The sequence below is a fragment of the Jannaschia helgolandensis genome, from assembly GCF_900109285.1.
Classification (GTDB): Bacteria; Pseudomonadota; Alphaproteobacteria; order Rhodobacterales; family Rhodobacteraceae; genus Jannaschia; species Jannaschia helgolandensis.
The window spans coordinates 330,181-346,809 of sequence record NZ_FNZQ01000001.1 but is presented as its reverse complement, the minus strand read 5'-3'; the positions used below and the strand labels follow the sequence as shown (position 1 = coordinate 346,809).

General features: G+C 64.7%; 14 protein-coding genes. 3 read left to right on the top strand and 11 right to left on the bottom strand.

Annotated features, from left to right (window positions below; translation table 11 throughout):
- Positions 1-11: 11 nt before the first annotated feature.
- The 6 genes from lpxK to BMY38_RS01595 form a co-directional block, all read right to left on the bottom strand.
- Positions 12-968: a tetraacyldisaccharide 4'-kinase gene (lpxK, locus tag BMY38_RS01620; RefSeq protein WP_092759151.1), complete on the bottom strand. Its 957-nt coding sequence runs from the start codon at positions 966-968 to the stop codon at positions 12-14.
- Entirely contained in the window at positions 968-2,245 is a 1,278-nt protein-coding gene (locus BMY38_RS01615) for a 3-deoxy-D-manno-octulosonic acid transferase (RefSeq protein WP_092759149.1), read from the bottom strand. The genes lpxK and BMY38_RS01615 overlap by 1 nt, the downstream gene beginning before the upstream one ends.
- A 4-nt stretch (positions 2,246-2,249) precedes the next feature.
- On the bottom strand, positions 2,250-2,492 hold the full coding sequence (locus BMY38_RS01610; protein WP_092759147.1) for a DUF4170 domain-containing protein: 243 nt from the start codon (positions 2,490-2,492) through the stop codon (positions 2,250-2,252).
- A gap of 33 nt (positions 2,493-2,525) precedes the next feature.
- Positions 2,526-3,344, bottom strand: coding sequence for a 3'(2'),5'-bisphosphate nucleotidase CysQ (locus tag BMY38_RS01605; RefSeq protein ID WP_092759145.1), 819 nt, complete (start codon positions 3,342-3,344; stop codon positions 2,526-2,528).
- On the bottom strand, positions 3,331-4,674 hold the full coding sequence (locus tag BMY38_RS01600) for a TldD/PmbA family protein (protein ID WP_092759143.1): 1,344 nt from the start codon (positions 4,672-4,674) through the stop codon (positions 3,331-3,333). The genes BMY38_RS01605 and BMY38_RS01600 overlap by 14 nt, the downstream gene beginning before the upstream one ends.
- Positions 4,675-4,793: 119 nt before the next feature.
- Complete coding sequence (locus tag BMY38_RS01595) at positions 4,794-6,272, bottom strand: hypothetical protein (protein ID WP_092759141.1); 1,479 nt, start codon at positions 6,270-6,272, stop codon at positions 4,794-4,796.
- Positions 6,273-6,343: 71 nt separating this feature from the next.
- Here BMY38_RS01595 and BMY38_RS01590 point away from each other — a divergent pair, with 71 nt between their 5' ends.
- Both BMY38_RS01590 and BMY38_RS01585 read left to right on the top strand, forming a co-directional pair.
- Entirely contained in the window at positions 6,344-7,093 is a 750-nt protein-coding gene (locus BMY38_RS01590; protein WP_092759139.1) for an SDR family oxidoreductase, read from the top strand.
- The gene (locus tag BMY38_RS01585) at positions 7,090-7,683 is read left to right on the top strand and encodes an enoyl-CoA hydratase/isomerase family protein (RefSeq protein WP_092759137.1); all 594 of its coding nucleotides are present in this window, start codon (positions 7,090-7,092) and stop codon (positions 7,681-7,683) included. Before BMY38_RS01590 ends, BMY38_RS01585 begins: the two co-directional genes overlap by 4 nt.
- Positions 7,684-7,691: 8 nt before the next feature.
- On the opposite strand, the gene BMY38_RS01580 is transcribed toward BMY38_RS01585, so the two are convergent.
- Entirely contained in the window at positions 7,692-8,732 is a 1,041-nt protein-coding gene (locus BMY38_RS01580; protein WP_092759135.1) for a flavin monoamine oxidase family protein, read from the bottom strand.
- Between the two features lie 119 nt (positions 8,733-8,851).
- On the opposite strand from BMY38_RS01580, the gene BMY38_RS01575 reads away from it, so the two are divergent.
- On the top strand, positions 8,852-10,879 hold the full coding sequence (locus tag BMY38_RS01575) for an NADPH-dependent 2,4-dienoyl-CoA reductase (protein WP_092759133.1): 2,028 nt from the start codon (positions 8,852-8,854) through the stop codon (positions 10,877-10,879).
- A gap of 126 nt (positions 10,880-11,005) precedes the next feature.
- Here BMY38_RS01575 and BMY38_RS01570 read toward each other — a convergent pair whose 3' ends face one another.
- The 4 genes from BMY38_RS01570 to BMY38_RS01555 all read right to left on the bottom strand — a co-directional run bounded on the left by BMY38_RS01570 (position 11,006) and on the right by BMY38_RS01555 (position 16,582).
- Complete coding sequence (locus tag BMY38_RS01570) at positions 11,006-11,692, bottom strand: type 1 glutamine amidotransferase domain-containing protein (RefSeq protein WP_092759131.1); 687 nt, start codon at positions 11,690-11,692, stop codon at positions 11,006-11,008.
- A gap of 142 nt (positions 11,693-11,834) precedes the next feature.
- Positions 11,835-12,431, bottom strand: coding sequence for a LolA family protein (locus BMY38_RS01565; RefSeq protein WP_092759129.1), 597 nt, complete (start codon positions 12,429-12,431; stop codon positions 11,835-11,837).
- A 215-nt stretch (positions 12,432-12,646) separates the two neighbouring features.
- Positions 12,647-15,397, bottom strand: coding sequence for a DNA translocase FtsK (locus BMY38_RS01560; protein ID WP_092759127.1), 2,751 nt, complete (start codon positions 15,395-15,397; stop codon positions 12,647-12,649).
- Between the two features lie 9 nt (positions 15,398-15,406).
- Positions 15,407-16,582 carry an aminotransferase class I/II-fold pyridoxal phosphate-dependent enzyme gene (locus BMY38_RS01555; protein WP_092759125.1) on the bottom strand — a complete coding sequence of 392 codons (1,176 nt, stop codon included), beginning with the start codon at positions 16,580-16,582 and terminating at the stop codon, positions 15,407-15,409.
- Positions 16,583-16,629 lie beyond the last annotated feature (47 nt).

Sequence of the window (16,629 nt, the reverse complement as noted above, 5' to 3'; positions counted from 1 at the left end):
CTGCCTATTCGTCAAAGGCCGACCTGGTGCAGTGCGGTTTCGAACGGCATCCAGTCCTCCAACACCAACCGGACCGGAACCGTCATCACCCTGCCCCGCAGCGCAGCGGGCAGCCGCACGGCGTCCTTTTCCGTCGTTACCGGCTGCGCCGACAGCCTGGCCGCCCGATCTCCCAGACGTTTCAGCAAGGCAGGGCCAAGGGGCTGATGATCGGCCAGCGACGCGGTGCCGCGAATGTCGGCCCCCAGATCGCGCAACGTCTCGAAGAACTTCTCCGGCCGACCGATGCCAGCGAAGGCAAACACCGGCTGGTCCCGCCAGTCCATTCCGGTCGCCAATGGCTCCAGATGCCCGCGCAGACGCGGCGGCGGGTCGGGCAGGGCCACATCGCCACGCCCGATGGTCAGCGTCAGATCGGCCCGCGCCAGTCCCGTCGCAATGGGTTCGCGCAACGGTCCCGCAGGAATTACATGCCCGTTGCCGAACCCGACACCGGCATCGACCACCACGATCGAGATATCCTTGACGATGGATGGGTTCTGGAACCCATCGTCCAAAATGATGGCCTGCGCCCCCGCGGCGGCGGCGGCGCGCGCGCCCTCGGCTCTGTCGCGGGCGACCCATGTCGGCGCGAAGGCCGCCAGCAACAACGGTTCGTCCCCCGTATCGGCGGCTTCGTGGCGGGTCGGATCGACCTGCACCGGGCCAGTCAGCCGCCCGCCGTATCCGCGCGACACGATGTGCGCCGCTATGCCGCGGGCCGCCAACCGCTCGGCAACCGCGATCACCGTGGGCGTTTTGCCCGTGCCGCCCGCAATCAGGTTGCCGACGCAGATCACCGGGACACCGACGGTCACGCCATCTTGCGCCACCCGTCGGGCCGTTCCGGCAGCATAAAGCGCACCCAGCGGCGACAGCAGCATCGCAGCCAGACCGGCAGGGCGCCACCAGAAGCGCGGCGCGCGCATCAATCGACCTCGTCGAGCATCGCCATCAGCAGGTCCATCGCCTTTTCCGTGACCTCCGCGCCTTCGGAACAGACCGTCCATGCGGCATGCGCCATCTTTGCGGCTTCGTCCGGTTCGAGTATCCGTGCTACGGTCTCGCCCAGCGATTGTTCGGACACGACGACCGCGGCCTTTGCGCTGGACAGCCTAGCGTAAATGTCGGCGAAATTCTCGACACTGGACCCGTGCAGGATGGCGCTGCCCAGGGCCGCCGGTTCGAACGGGTTATGTCCTCCGATCGGCACCAGTGATCCGCCGACGAAGCTGACGGGACAGAGACGATACCAGAGTCCCATCTCGCCCATCGTGTCGGCGACATAGATCTGGGTGTCCGGTAAAATCGGCTCGCCCGCCGACCGCTGCGCGACCTTCCAGCCGCCCGACCGCAGACCAGCGACGATGCCGATGCCCCGTTCGGGGTGGCGCGGCGCGATCACCAGCAGCAGTTTATGCCAGGACCGCAGGGCCAGCTTGTTGGCCGTGGCGGCCATCGCCTCCTCGCCCTCGTGCGTGGAGGCAGCCAACCAGCAGGGACGGCCCGCGATCGCGGCGGCCAGTTGCACACGCTCCGTCTCATTATGGGGCAGTGCGGCAGATCCTTCCTTGAGCGTGCCCGTTACCTCGATCCGTGTTTCCGGCAGGCCCAGCGATACAAGGCGGTTCGCGGTTACCTGATCCTGTGCCTGAACGTGACGGATCTGCGCCATCATCTGCCGGGCCGCTCGCCGTGCCACGCGCCAGCGCCCATGCGCGCGATGTGTCATCCGAGCGTTGATCATGACGACGGGAATGTCGCGCTTGCCGCTCTCCAGCAGCAGCGTAGGCCAGATTTCTCCTTCGGCCAGAACGACCAGATCGGGGGTCCAGTGATCCAGAAACCGGCGCACCCACGGACCAATATCCAGCGGCACGAACTGATGCACGGAACGTGCCGGGATCCGGCCGATCAGAACCTGCGCCGACGTCGTGGTTCCGGTCGTGATCAGAAACGACAGATCGGGCCGTTCCTCGCCCAGGCGACGGATCATTTCCAGCAGAGACACGCTTTCACCGACACTCGCCGCATGCAGCCACATCAATGGCCCATCTGGGCGGGGCAGCGACGCAATCCCGCGACGTTCGTCCAGACGAGAGGCATTTTCCTTGCCTCTCGCAAGGCGCCTGCGAAGAATGCGCTCGCCGAAAGAGGCGCGACCCGTCAGCATGAGATACGCGCCCAGAAGAACGGATCGGCACATGGTGTCAGCCCGGTTCCTCGGTCGCCGATACGGCAGATTCCTCGTCCTGCAGACGATGGATATGGGCGATGAAATACCGGGCATGGGCGTCGTCCACGGTGCGTTGCGCCGCGCCCTTCCAGGCGTCATAGGCGCTGGCGTAATCGGGGAACAGGCCGACGATGTCGATGTTGTCCATGTCCGCGAATTGCGTCGAACTGGGATTTACCAGCTCACCACCGAAAACAAGATGCAGGCGTTGGACCATATCGGCCTCCTCAAGGTATTGCTTTGTCCTGATCTAGCGTGTCCGCCGGGCAGGGGAAACAGGGACAAGCCGGTTCAGCAGGGCATCCGCAACAACGGGCGTCCCCGCTACGATGCCATCCAGTTGGGGATGCGGGTTGTTGAACCGCAGTGGGGCGCCCCGTCTGTCCGCGACCCGGCCCCCCCCTTCGGTCACGATCAGGCCACCGGCGGCGATGTCCCATTCCCAGGTTGGACGCAGGGCGATCATCGCGTCGTATTGCCCTTCGGCCACCAGAGCCATGCGGTAAGCCAGCGACGATACGAACCGTTGCAGAACCGGGGGGCGTCCACCGGTCCAATGAGTGTCGTGAAAGTTGTGCTTGCTGCCCAGCACGGTTGCATCGTCCAGACCGGCTCGGCCAGACATCCGGATTGCAACACCGTTCAGCGTCGCGCCCTGGCCAGACGCGGCCAGATACAACCGGTTTTTCATCGGAACAAAGATCGCCGCGACGATCGGCACCCCGTTCTCGACCACAGCCAAAGCATGGCTGAAATCGCGGGAGCCGTCGATGAATGCGCGCGTTCCGTCGATGGGATCGACGATGAACAGTCGCGTGGCATCCAGGCGTTCCGGTCCATCGGCGGTTTCTTCGGACATCCAGCCATAACCAGGTCGCGCGGCCAGCAGGTCGTGACGCAGCATGGTATCGATTTCCAGATCGGCCTCGGTCACCGGACCCTGGCCATCGCCCTTGTCCCATGTCTCGGGGCCTTGGCCGAAATGTCTGCCCGCGATCCGCCCGGCAGCGCGGGCGGCATCGGCCAGAAGCGACAGGTCAGCGCCGAGCGCGGCATCAGCCTCCGGCAATCGTCAGCCCTTCGACCAGCAAGGACGGAACCTGTCGTCCGACGTGCCGCCGGGCATCGTTCGCCGGGATCAGCGTCATCAGCATATCGCGCAGATTGCCAGCCACGGTGCATTCGTTCACGGGCCGCACGATCCGGCCATTCTCGACCCAGAAGCCACTGGCCCCGCGCGAATAATCTCCGGTGGTGGCATTGATAGACGACCCGATCATCGAGGTGATCAGAAGACCCGTCCCCATCTGCCCCAGCAAATCCTCGCGCGTGGCATCGCCCGGTGTCAGCAGAACATTGGTAACCGACGGAGCGGGCGGGTTCGATGTGCCGCGCGCGGCATTGCCGGTGCTGGCCATGCCCAGCTTGCGCCCGGTCGCCAGATCCAGCGTCCAGCCCGTCAACATGCCATGCGCGATGATATCGCGTGCTGTGACCGGCAGGCCTTCGCCGTCGAACGGTCGGCTGCCCGACATGCGCGGCAAGGTCGGGTCTTCGGTCAATGACAGGTGCGCGGGCAGGATCTGCTGTCCCAGGGCATCGCGCAGGAATGTCGCGCCCCGCGCCACCGAAGCGCCGTTCACCGCCGACAACAGATGCCCGATCAACTGACCCGCGACCCGCTCATCATAAATTACGGGAAACGCGCCAGTGGGCGGCTTGGTCGACCCGGTCCGCGCGACCGTGCGTTCGCCCGCGATACGGCCCACGTCTTCAGGGCTGTCCAGATCGGCGCGGTGGATGCGGCTGTCACCGTAGTAATCCCGCTCCATCTTCGCGCCCTCGCCCGTGATCGCGACGCAGGACAGCGATGTGCCCGTTCGACGGTAACCACCTGCGAATCCGTTCGTTGCCGCCAGATGCACTCGCCTGTCGCCATATCCCGCGCCCGCTGCCGACACCTGGCTGACACCGCTCACGGCCAGCGCCGCGGCCTCGGCCCGTGCGGCCATATCCTGCAGATCGGCAGGCGACAGCGCCGGGCTGTCGTCGACCAGGTCAAGCCGGGCGACATCCCAATCGCGCACCAGCATATCGGGGTCCGCCAGCCCGATATTGGGGTCTTCCGGCGCTTCGCGGGCCATGGCGACGGCGCGTTCGGCCATCATTTCCAACGTCGCGGTGCTGATGTCCGAAGCCGAAACGCAGGCCTGCCGCTTGCCGATCAAAATGCGCAGCCCGATCTCAATGCCCTCGGACCGCTCCGCGTGTTCCAGCTTGCCGCGCAGCACATCGACCGAGACCGAGGTGCCGTCCACCGCAAGCGCATCCGCCGCATCGGCCCCGGCCTTGCGGGCGGCATGCAGAAGGGCTTCGGTCAGATGGGAGAGATCGGTCATGGCGCAGCCTTCATGGTTGTCCCTCAGGTAGCCTTGCCGCCGCCTGCGAACAAGGCCGCCGCGCCACATGCAAAACGCCCCGCGTTGCCACGGAGCGCCTGCCTGTCGTCTGATCGACGTTACTTCAGCGGCAGACCATTGGCGCTGATGCCCCCGCCCGGAAGGAACTCGATCGTCGATTCCAGTTGGTCATCGCCCACGGGTTTCGCGACCGCACCGGCCATGCCCTTGACGAAGGCGGCCTGCTGAACAGGAATGAAGCCCAGCGCCACGATCTTGTCGATCAGGGCGAAACCGCCATCCAGTGCCAGGTCGATTTTGCCTACCGGTTCGGGTATGGGGGTCGACGTCGGGAAATCCAGACTGCCCGATCCGCGCAGGCTGGCCCCGGCCAGGGTCAACAGGATCTGATTGATCGCCAGCGTCTTCAATTCGCCCGGCGGACCTTGCAGGTTCGCCATCGCATCGGGGTTACCGAACAGGTCCACGGACATCAGCGCCGTGCCGTCCAGATCGAGGATCAGCGTGGCGGGGTCGCGCGGCAATTGTCCCGTGGGGTCGAACAGCCCCCAGAGCATATCGTCCACAGTCAGGTCGCGCAGGGTGACGGTCATGCCGAAAGGCTGCTCCTCGCCGGGCGCGCCGACCGGAATCTGGAAGCCACTGGCAAGTTCGGCCATCGAGATGTTCACCGGAACCGGAAATCCTGGCATCTGGACGACCATATCGCCGCCGGTCGATGTCAGGGAATACGTCAGCGCATCTGCTCCGAGGTCCAGCGTGAGCGTGCCCGCCTCCGACGTGCCATCAAGACGGAACGGGCCATCGGGACCGTCGCCCGCAACCGACAGGGTGCTGCCGCTGTGTGTCATGTCACCGCCATAGGTGACCCCCATATCCGAAAGACCCAGGATGGGACCGGTCGGCGCGTCACCGTAATTTCCGGCAAGATCCGATGTGATTCCGGTCATGCCATAGCTGACGTCGACAGTGCCGCCGGTGTCGTCTTCCATCGCGGCCTGGACCGTCATCGTATCGGCCGCCAGCGTCTGCGAAAAGGCACCGTCTGCGTCCACGTCCGAGCGATAGACCGAGGCGACATTCGACATCGCCACCGTCACGACACCCGGAGAAATACTCTCTTCATCCGCCTGGGCTTCGGTGTCGATCTCGACAGTGATGCTGTCCGCCGCCATGTCGTAGGTCCGGGTGCCATCCTCTTCGCGCGCCACCACAGTCAGGCCATCCTGGATCATGCGCATGGTTTGCTCGATGGACACGCCATCCGTTTCCGTCACGCTGGTGGTTTCGACTGTCGCCGGAATCTCGATCACGACGCTGCCGTCGTCCTGCTCGACCAATGTCAGGGTGCCATAGCCTGCCGTGTTGGTGACCTCGCCCATGACGGTTTCGTATGTCACATCCGTCAGGGTCAGCGTGCCGCCGGAATACTCCTCCGATGCGGCCGTCAGCGTGCCTCCGAACCGGCTGTAGACGTCCTGCCAATCGGACCAGAGGGTCTGGGCATCCAGCGCCCAAGCCTGTGGGGCCGTCGCGAGCAATAACGCGGCCGCACCCGGAATGGTGTATTTCAGCATGCTCAAGGTTCCTCTATCAATGTCTCAGATACCAAATCCGACCCCGAAGGCGGGGTCAACAGGGGGAAACCATGCCTGACCTTTCCGCGAAGACCGTTCTGATAACCGGCGCATCGCGTGGCATCGGGGCCGCCGCTGCGCGCGCTTTCGCCGCCAAGGGTGCCAACGTCGCCCTTCTGTCGCGCAGCACCGGGGCCATCGCCGACCTTGCAGGCGAAATCGGCAAGACCGCGCTGGCGATCCCCTGCGATGTCGCCAGCTGGTCGGAAATGGCGCGCGCTACCGACGCCGCGGTCGAGGCCTTCGGCTCGCTGGACGTGGTGATCGGCAACGCCGGTGTCATCGATCCTATCGGCCCGTTGATGGACACCGACCCCGACGACTGGAGTGCGGCGATCGATGTAAACCTCAAGGGGGTCTATCACGGGATGCGTGCCGCCCTGCCGATCATGATGGCGGAAGGGGCGGGTACGATCATCACTATCAGTTCGGGGGCCGCACACCGGGCGTTGGCGGGCTGGTCGGCCTATTGCTCATCCAAGGCGGGCGCAAAGATGCTGACCGAGGCATGTCACGTCGAACACGGCGAAACCCTGCGCGTCATGGGCCTGTCACCGGGTACCGTCGCCACGCAGATGCAGCGCGAGATCAAGGCCTCGGGCGTGGGGCCTGTGGCCGAACTGGACTGGTCCGATCACATCCCGCCCGAATGGGTGGCGCAGGCACTGGTCTGGATGTGTGGCCCCGATGCGGACGAATTTCGCGGCACCGAACTGTCGCTGCGCGACGAAGGCCTGCGCGCCCGGATCGGCCTGTCATGATCCGCGCCGACTGCGACGCCGATGTTCTGACCCTGACGCTGGATCGCCCGGACAGGGCCAATTCCCTGACCGCCGCGATGCTGTCGGCCCTGACCGGCCATGTCCGCGACGCCACCGACCTGCGCCTGCTGATCCTGACCGGAACGGGCGCGAAAGTATTCAGCGCCGGGGCCGATCTGGAAGAGGCCCGCGCAGGCCTTGCCACTTCGCCGCTTTGGGAAGACCTGTCATCGGCCATCGCGGCATTGCCATGCCTGACCGTTGCCGCGCTGAACGGCACATTGGCAGGCGGAGCCTTCGGCATGGCACTGGCCTGCGACATCCGACTTTCGGTGCCACAGGCGACGTTCTTCTATCCGGTCGCCAGGCTGGGCTATCTTCCGCAACCCTCGGACCCTGCCCGCATGGCGCGACTGATCGGTCCGGCCCGCACCAAGCTGATCCTTGCGGGCGGCGCGCGCCTCGACGCATCCGAGGCGCTGGCCTTCGGCCTGATCGACCGCATCACGCCCGACCCGGTGGCGGCGGCGCACGACCTGGCTGCCGGAGAGGCTGCGCATATCGCGGCCATAAAGGGCATGGTGCCCTGAGCGGGCCGCTAGCGGTCCCGGAGTTTGGCAAAGACCTCCTCCGCCGCCTCCAGCGCACCTTCCACCAGGCCACCGAACTGCGTCGCGATTTCAGTCGATCCCAGCAACAATGCTCCATCCCACAGGTCGGCAAGCGCGGGCGGTAATCCATAGGTCGGATGATGCGTCAATGGCGTCTGATCCAGCGTCGTCGCGGTCAGGGGATCATTCGCCCAGTCCGTGATCGCAAGGCTCAGCGGCGTCGAGGCCTCCGCCCCGAACAACCGCCCCAATTGCGCCAACGTCGCGTCCCGCAGCGCCGCCTGGTCCCTGCGCGCCGATGCCGGAATACCCATGAATCCGAAAATCGCGCCCGCTCCGCCGTCTTCCGACGCATCGTGGATCTCGACCATCGGACCGCGGCGGCTGTGGGCATCCCCGGACAGTCCTGCCGCCCGCCAGAACGGTTGATCGTATCTTGCCAGCGCCTTGGCATGCCCTGCCATCCACGTGGGAATTGCCTGCATCGCCGTAAGCTCCGCGGTCGATAACTGCGGCGTATAGGTCAGACTTGCGGCCAGCCGGGGCGGAATGGCCAGAACGACCTGATCCGCATGGATCGTCGCCCCGTCGGTCACGACTGAAATGCCCCGCTCACCCTGCATCAGGCCAGTCGCGTGCACGCCAACCCGCAAGACACCGTCCGGCAGATTTTCGGCCAGCGTTCGGGTCACGGCACCCAGCCCCCCGGCCACTCGCAACGCGCCGCGCATCGACGCCTGGCCCGGCCCGCGATGAGCCGATCCCTGCGCGTCTTCGAGCAGCAGATCACCCTGCCAGTGCTGCTCGAATACCTTCAGGCCCAGACGTCCGGTCAGGGCGGCAATGCGCGGCTGCCCCGGCCAGATCCAGGCCGGACCCAGATCGAAGCCGTTCGGCGAATAAATGCGCCCGCCGACCCGTTTCCGACTTTCGATCAGGGTAACGTCGCGCCGGGCCCCGACCAGATGCGTGGCCAGCGCAAGACCGGACAATCCCGCGCCCACGATAAGAATACTGTTCTCCGGCATGCTCTCTCCGGGGGTTTATCAGCCTCTGACATGCCCGCGACGCAACGAAATTGCCACCACTGCCTTGCCCCGCCCGGCCACATGCCCGACCCTGCGCCGACCGATGCAGGGAGGCACCGATGACCCTATACCCCAATCTTCTCGCGCCACTGGACCTTGGTCATGTGACCTTGAAGAACCGCGTATTGATGGGCTCGATGCATACCAATCTGGAGGAGACGAAGGACTGGAACCGGGTGGCGGAGTTCTATGCGACACGCGCGCGCGGCGGCGTGTCGCTGATGGTCACCGGCGGCATGGCCCCAAACCGCGAAGGGGGCGTGTTTCCAGGTGCTGCGGGTCTGTTCAACGACACCGATATCGCAAATCACCGTATCGTTACCGACCGCGTGCATGACGCGGGCGGCCTGATCGCGATGCAGATCCTGCACGCGGGGCGTTATGCCTACGGTCCCGAGTGCGTCGGCGCGTCAGCCATCAAATCCCCGATCTCTCCCTTCCCGCCCAAGGCGCTGGACGAGGACGGCATCGAAAAGCAGATACAGGATTTCGTCACCGCCACCCTGCGCGCCCGCGAGGCCGGATATGACGGCGTCGAAATCATGGGGTCCGAAGGGTATTTCCTGAACCAGTTCCTCGTGACGCATACAAACAACCGCACAGACCGCTGGGGCGGATCTTACGAAAACCGGATGCGCCTGCCGGTCGAAGTCGTGCGCCGGTGTCGTGACGCAATCGGCCCGGATTTCATCATCATCTACCGCATCTCGATGATCGACCTGATCCCCAACGGGTCCACCCACGCCGAAGTCGTGCAACTGGCCCGGGCGGTCGAGGCGGCGGGCGCGACGATGCTCAACACCGGCATCGGCTGGCACGAGGCACGCATCCCGACCATCGCCACCTCCGTGCCGCGCGCGGCGTTTTCCTGGGTCACAAGGAAGCTGATGGGCAAGGTCGGCATCCCTCTGATCACGTCGAACCGCATCAACACGCCCGACGTCGCCGAAGACGTGCTGGCCACCGGCTGCGCCGACATGGTGTCGATGGCGCGTCCGTTTCTGGCCGACCCGGATTTCGTCGCCAAGGCGGCGGCGGGTAAATCAGCGCAGATCGCGCCCTGCATCGCCTGCAACCAGGCCTGCCTCGACCACACGTTCCAGGGCAAAATCAGCACCTGTCTGGTGAACCCCCGTGCCTGTCACGAGACCGAGCTGGTGGTGACCCCCACCGCCACGCCCAAGACCATCGCCATCGTGGGCGCGGGGCCTGCGGGCCTGTCGACCGCGATTACTGCGGCGGAGCGTGGCCACACCGTTACCCTCTTCGACCGGGCCGACCGGGTGGGCGGGCAACTCAACATGGCAAAGGTCGTGCCCGGCAAGGAGGAGTTCATCGGCTTCGTCGAATGGTACGAAACCATGCTGGACACCCTCGCCATCGACGTCCGGCTGAATACCGAAGTCACCGCCGACATGCTGGCCGGTTTCGACGAAGTCATCATCGCCACCGGCGTCGTGCCCCGCGATCCGGGCATTCCGGGGCAGGACGACGCGAAAGTCGTCAGCTATATCGACGTGCTGCGGGGCGGGGCCAGGGTGGGCGAAAAGGTCGCCGTGATCGGCGCGGGCGGCATCGGCTTCGACGTGTCCGACTTTCTGGTCCACGACGGTCATTCCGCAACGGAAAACCTGCCCGAATGGCTGACCGACTGGGGCGTCACCGACCCGGCCGAACATCGCGGCGGACTGTCGCCCGAAGGTCCGCAACCCTCGCCCCCGGCGCGTCGGGTCACGCTGTTGCAGCGCAAGGCCGAGGCTCCGGGCAAGCGGTTGGGCAAGACGACCGGCTGGATTCATCGCATGGGTCTGCGGATGAAGAACGTGAAAATGCTGGGCGGCATGAATTACGAACGCGTCACCGACGAGGGCCTGATGATCAGCCACGGCGAAGCGCGGGAAAATCCGACCGTCATCGAAGCCGACACGATTGTCCTGTGTGCGGGCCAGTTGCCCGACCGGAGGCTGGCGGATGCGCTGGAGGCGCAGGGCGTCAACTGTCATATCATCGGCGGCGCCGACGTGGCCGTCGAGCTGGACGCCAAGCGCGCCATTGATCAGGGGACGCGTCTGGCGGCGACGCTCTGAAGCGCTCCGCCGAATTTCCATCCCGCCGGTCCTGATGACCATTAGGCCGGAATGATGCCGCCGCCCGAAGGCGACGGCGGAGCCTGTCTGAAACCCCGCAGGCGGGTGACAGGATCAAGGCAAGGTTCAGGCCAGTGCCGCTACCAGTTGTTCGCCGACCTTCTCGGCCGACTGCGGGTTCTGGCCGGTGACCAAACGCCCGTCGGTGACGGCGAACGCGGCCCAGTCGTCCTTGCCCTCGAACTTGCCGCCCAATTCACGCAGGCGCGACTCCAGCAGATACGGAACCTGATCCGTCAGGCCGACCGTATTTTCCTCGCTATCGGTAAAGCCGTTGACCCGCAGGCCCGCGACCAGAGGTGTGCCGTCCGGCTTCGTTGCACCCAGCAAACCGGCCGGCCCGTGGCAGACCGCGCCGACAACGCCGTCCTTGGCATAAATGCCGCTGACCAGACGCGCGATGTCGTCATTCTTGGCAAAATCCCACATCGTGCCGTGCCCGCCGGGCAGGAAAACCGCATCGTAATCCGCAACGTCCAGCGTCGCGACGGCGGGTGTGTTCTCAAGCTTGGCGCTGGCCGTCGCGTCATCGAGAAAGCGCGTCACCGGGGCGGGCCGCTTGGCCGGATCGTCGTCCAGGGAGTTCGGGTCGATCGGGGGCTTGCCGCCCTTGACGGACGCGATGGTGATGTCGTGCCCGGCGTCGGTCAACGCCCAGTAGGGGGCAGCCATCTCGTCGATGTAAAAACCGGTGGGGTTGCCCGTGTCGCCCAGTTTGTCGTGCGATGTCAGGATGAAAAGAACATTGGCCATGAAAGCCTCCTGTAGCGTGTGTGTGCCTCAACGCTCAGATAGGTCTTCGGGTCCGTTTTCCCAAACGGAAGGAACCGACAGCGGGTATCGGTCAGGCGAATGCGTCCCCCGCCCTGCGGCGCGGCGAAGGACGACCCGCAGGTCAGTTCGACAACCCGCGCCGCTGCATTTCAAGCGGAATGTTGAACAGGCTGCTCCCCAGCGACGCGCCCGTCTGCATGTCACCCAGGATGACTGTCGTCTGCGATCCGCCATCGTCGGTGATGACCCATTGGCGCAGGGTGACGGGGTTCGGCGTGAAGATCAGCTGGATATTGCCGTATTCGGGATTCGCCGGGTCCTGCAACGTCACGGCGGTCTGTGTGCTGTCGCCGCCGTGCGCGACAACCATGCCCGACCGCCCGAAATTTACATTGTCGGCCAGGATCAGGCTCAGCGGTGTCTGGCTCAGAGGGTATTGCTCGGGCGGTGTGTTGGACACCGGGTCGAAGATCGCGACCTGTCCACCGCCCGCGATGACCAGACCCTTGTTGGGCGCATCATAGTCGAACCGCGCACGCCCCGGCCGCCGGATCGACAGATCCCCGGTCGAGATCGAACCGTCGCCGTTTATCTGCGTGAAGGCCGATTTCGCGGTTGTGAAACTGTTCAGGTAACCGCTGATCTGGTTCACAGGAATTTCCGCCCAAGCGGGCAGGGCAAGCGAAGCGAGCGTGGCGGCAAGAGCAAGGAGGCGCATGTGCGGGTCTTTCGGTCGTTGGTGTATGATCGGACTGACTGAACATATAGGTATCCGCTAACCGAAATCCCGCCGATATCCGATGACGCCCGCTCGATATTCGGATCGCCTATGGCAAAAGTCCGCCGGATCGAAGGGGTTCACCCTGCGCAAATCGGGTATGACGCAGGTAATACCGCTGTAATACGCCTGTCTTACGCCCGGTTTGCCCCGTATCAGGCGTTCGGATCGGGCAGCAGGATATCGCGTTTGCCAACATGGTTGGCCGCCGTGACCGCGCCATTGTCCTCCATCTGCTCCACCAGACGCGCGGCCTTGTTGTAGCCGATGCCGAGTTTGCGCTGAATATACGACGTCGAGCACTTGCGATCCCGTGCGACGATGCCGATCGCCTGATCATACAGCGCATCTTCGTTGCCCGTATTGCCGCCCGTCAGGCCCAGCACCGCATCGATATCCGATGCCGCCCCGTCCTCGGGGCCATCCAGCACGCTGGACGCATAGTCGGGAGGTCCGAAGCTTTTGAGATGGTTGACGATTTCCTCGACTTCTTCGTCGGAACAGAAGGGGCCGTGGATACGTGTGATCTTGGACCCGCCCGCCATGTAGAGCATGTCGCCCATGCCCAGAAGCTGTTCGGCGCCCATTTCGCCGAGGATGGTGCGCGAGTCGATCTTGGACGTCACGTGGAAGGAAATCCGTGTCGGGAAGTTCGCCTTGATTGTGCCGGTAATGACGTCGACCGAAGGGCGCTGCGTGGCCATCACAAGGTGAATGCCCGATGCCCGCGCCATCTGCGCAAGCCGTTGGATACAAGCTTCGATTTCCTTGCCGGCGACCATCATCAGGTCCGCCATCTCGTCGACGATGACGACGATATATGGCAGCTTCTCGGGCACCGTTTCCTCGGTTTCGAAGATCGGCTCGCCCGTATTGTCGTCGAAGCCTGTCTGCACGGTCCGGCTGAACATCTCGCCCTTGTCGAGCGCATCTTTCACGCGCCCGTTGTAGCCCTCGATATTACGAACGCCCATCTTCGACATCTTGCGATAGCGCTCCTCCATCTCGCCCACGGTCCACTTCAGGGCGACCACCGCCTTTTTCGGGTCGGTGACGACAGGCGACAGCAGATGCGGAATGCCGTCATAGACCGACAGTTCCAGCATCTTGGGGTCAATCATGATCATCCGGCAGTCTTCCGGCGGCAGCTTGTAGAGCAGCGACAGGATCATCGTGTTGATGGCGACGGACTTGCCAGATCCCGTGGTGCCCGCGATCAGAAGGTGGGGCATCTTGGCAAGGTTGGCGACGATCGGCGCGCCGCCGATATCCTTGCCCAGTGCCAGCGGCAGGGCCATGGATGAATCGCCGAAGTCGCGGGCTGACAGGATCTCGCGCAGGACGACCTTCTCGCGGCGCTCGTTGGGCAGTTCGATGCCGATGACGGTGCGGCCGGGCACGGTCGAGACACGCGCCGACAGGGCCGACATCGACCGCGCGATGTCGTCGGCCAGCCCGATCACGCGGGACGCTTTGAGACCCGCCGCAGGTTCCAGTTCATACATCGTGACCACGGGTCCTGGGCGCACCGACACGATTTCACCCTTGACGCCGTAGTCATCCAGGACCGTCTCCAGCATGCGGGCATTTTCTTCCAGCGCCTCGTCCGACAGATGATGGCGTTCTACCGTGGACGGGTCCGCCAACAGGTTCAGCGGAGGCATTTCGTAGGCTGCGGCCTTTTCCTCGAATTGCAGGGCAGGCTGTGCTTCGGCGCGGGCCTGCCTGGACGGCGACGCGGGCCTGGCGGGGGCCTGCACTACCGTCCGAGACGGAACCTGCCGGGCCGATATGTTGGTCGATTGCTGCACGGTCGCTTCGATCAGCGCATCTTCGGACAGATCCGGTGCTTGCGTGAAATAATCTCCTCCGATCGCCGAGGGCTGCGCGGGCGCCGCTCCGGTCAATGTCGGTTCGACCCGCTTGCCACCCTCCGGCGACTGGCCGCGCGCGGCAAGTGCATGGCCGGAGTTCAGGGCCTGCGAAATGTTAGCGCGGCGCACACGGGTGCGGACGGCATTGGCGATGCGGGCACGGACGCGGTCGTCCTCGGGGCCGTCGTCCTGGCCGATATCATCGTCGCCGTCGTCCATCGGGTCGGCCATGGTGCGCTGTGGCAACCACGACATCAGGCTGCGACGGGGCGCAGGAGCGACATCATCATAGACATCTTCGTCTTCATATCCGGTCTCCGCGCGGGCGGCGCGGGCCTGGCGCAGGGCAGTTGCCCCTTTGAGGGTGCCGACGGCGGCCCCGCGCGCGGCGGTGCCCGTGATGATCTTGATCAGATGGATCGCGTTGCCCAGACCGTTGAGGAAAAATATACCCGCCTTCGTGATATCTTCCCGTGTGCAGCCCAGCACCCAGGCGCCGGACACAAGGGACCCGGCGGCTAGGATCAGCGACAGCACCTTCAACCCGATACTGGCCGTGATTGGCAGGACCGACAGCAGCGCACCCAATGCCGTATCGCCGAACAAGCCTCCCAATCCGAAATCATGTGTCCACCCCGGCCCCGGCACCAGCGATGCACTGTAGAGCGACAGGATCGGAACCCAGCCCATGACAAACAACCCGCGCGGCAACGCACGTTCCGACCCGGCGTGCAGGGCAAAGCGCAGGCCCCAGACGATCAGACCGCCTGACAGGCCTAGCGCGCCATACCCAAGGATCAGGTAGAGCGGGGCCGCCAGCGACGCCCCGAACACGCCCAGCCAGTTGCGCGGCGGTGCGTCGGTCGCGGCCAGCCAGTTCGGATCTTCCGGGTTATAGGTCAGCAGAATCACCGCCAACAGCACTCCAAACAGCACCATCAGAACGCCCAGCCCCTCGCGTCCGCGCCGCGCCAGCGTGATCTGCATGTTCTGGTCCAGAAGAGGGTCGCGTTGCCGCACCTGATACGCCATGGGGCCTCCTTAACCGTAAAGACAGTCGCGCAGCCGGGTCAGGCCGTCGATCGTCTCGTCCAGCGGGCCGACAAGGGCCGCGCGAATGAATGATGTGCCGGGGTTTCCGGCAGGTGTGTCACGGGCCAGATAGGCACCCGGCAGGACCTTGACGCCCGTCCCGGCCCACAATTTCAGCGTGGCCTGCTCGCCATCGTCAACAGGCAGCCACAGGAAGAACCCGGCGTCGGGGATATCCATGCCGGGCAGGATCGCCTTGGCCGCCTCGAACTTGGCGGCATACAACGTGCGGTTTTCCTCGACGTGCTCTTCTTCCGACCATGCCCGCGCGGCGGCCATCTGCAAGGGCAGGGGCAGGGGCGCACCGGCATAGGTGCGAAGCTGTTTCATCCGGGCGATATTCTTCGGCCCCGATACCGCGAAGCCCGACCGCAACCCGGCCAGGTTCGACCGCTTGGACAGCGAGTGGAACGCCACGACCCGTTCCGGATCGGCCCCGGTGATGCGGACCGCTTCCAGAATGCCGACAGGCGGCTGACCGCGATAGATTTCGGCATAGCATTCGTCGGCGAAGATCATGAAATCGTGTTTGTCCGCCAGACGCAGCAGGTTCGACCAGTATTCCAGCGAAGCGGTTGCCCCCTGCGGGTTCGCGGGCGAACAGATGTAGACCACGGCCGTCCGGTCCAGCAGGCCTGCGTCCAGTGCGTCATAATCGGGAAGATGGCCGGTTTCCGCTGTGGCGTTGATGTAAACCGGCTCCGCGCCGACCGACAAGGACGCTACAGCGTAGACCTGATAGAATGGATTCGGCGTCAGGATCGCAGGGGTCAGGCCGTTCTTTGTTTCGGGACACAGCGCCATCGCGGCATTGTACAACCCTTCGCGCGTGCCGTTCAGGGCAAGAATTTCGCGTTCCGGATCAGCTTTATATCCATATCGCCGTTTCAGCCACGACGCGCAGGCCGACAATAATTCGGGCGCGCCGTCGTTTGGCGGATAAGACATGAACAACGGAGCATATTCGGCAATGACCTCGCCCACGAAGGCGGGCGGCGCATGGCGCGGGTCGCCGATGGTCATTTGAACAGGGGCATTGCTGCCGGGCGACAGGTCGCCAAGCAACGTCCGCAAGCGCGGAAACGCATATTCGGGCAGTTCGGAGAACCGCTGCGGATAATTCATGCCTGTAGCCTCGTGACGGATGCTCTGACGGCCCCGTTTGAATCAGG

Bases quoted from the DNA above. Each gene is read 5' to 3' on its own strand.
- lpxK (WP_092759151.1), bottom strand. From the start codon at position 968: ATGCGCGCGCCGCGCTTCTGGTGGCGCCCTGCCGGTCTGGCTGCGATG.
- BMY38_RS01615 (WP_092759149.1), bottom strand. From the start codon at position 2,245: ATGTGCCGATCCGTTCTTCTGGGCGCGTATCTCATGCTGACGGGTCGC.
- BMY38_RS01610 (WP_092759147.1), bottom strand. From the start codon at position 2,492: ATGGTCCAACGCCTGCATCTTGTTTTCGGTGGTGAGCTGGTAAATCCC.
- BMY38_RS01600 (WP_092759143.1), bottom strand. From the start codon at position 4,674: ATGACCGATCTCTCCCATCTGACCGAAGCCCTTCTGCATGCCGCCCGC.
- BMY38_RS01595 (WP_092759141.1), bottom strand. From the start codon at position 6,272: ATGCTGAAATACACCATTCCGGGTGCGGCCGCGTTATTGCTCGCGACG.
- BMY38_RS01590 (WP_092759139.1), top strand. From the start codon at position 6,344: ATGCCTGACCTTTCCGCGAAGACCGTTCTGATAACCGGCGCATCGCGT.
- BMY38_RS01585 (WP_092759137.1), top strand. From the start codon at position 7,090: ATGATCCGCGCCGACTGCGACGCCGATGTTCTGACCCTGACGCTGGAT.
- BMY38_RS01580 (WP_092759135.1), bottom strand. From the start codon at position 8,732: ATGCCGGAGAACAGTATTCTTATCGTGGGCGCGGGATTGTCCGGTCTT.
- BMY38_RS01575 (WP_092759133.1), top strand. From the start codon at position 8,852: ATGACCCTATACCCCAATCTTCTCGCGCCACTGGACCTTGGTCATGTG.
- BMY38_RS01570 (WP_092759131.1), bottom strand. From the start codon at position 11,692: ATGGCCAATGTTCTTTTCATCCTGACATCGCACGACAAACTGGGCGAC.
- BMY38_RS01565 (WP_092759129.1), bottom strand. From the start codon at position 12,431: ATGCGCCTCCTTGCTCTTGCCGCCACGCTCGCTTCGCTTGCCCTGCCC.
- BMY38_RS01560 (WP_092759127.1), bottom strand. From the start codon at position 15,397: ATGGCGTATCAGGTGCGGCAACGCGACCCTCTTCTGGACCAGAACATG.
- BMY38_RS01555 (WP_092759125.1), bottom strand. From the start codon at position 16,582: ATGAATTATCCGCAGCGGTTCTCCGAACTGCCCGAATATGCGTTTCCG.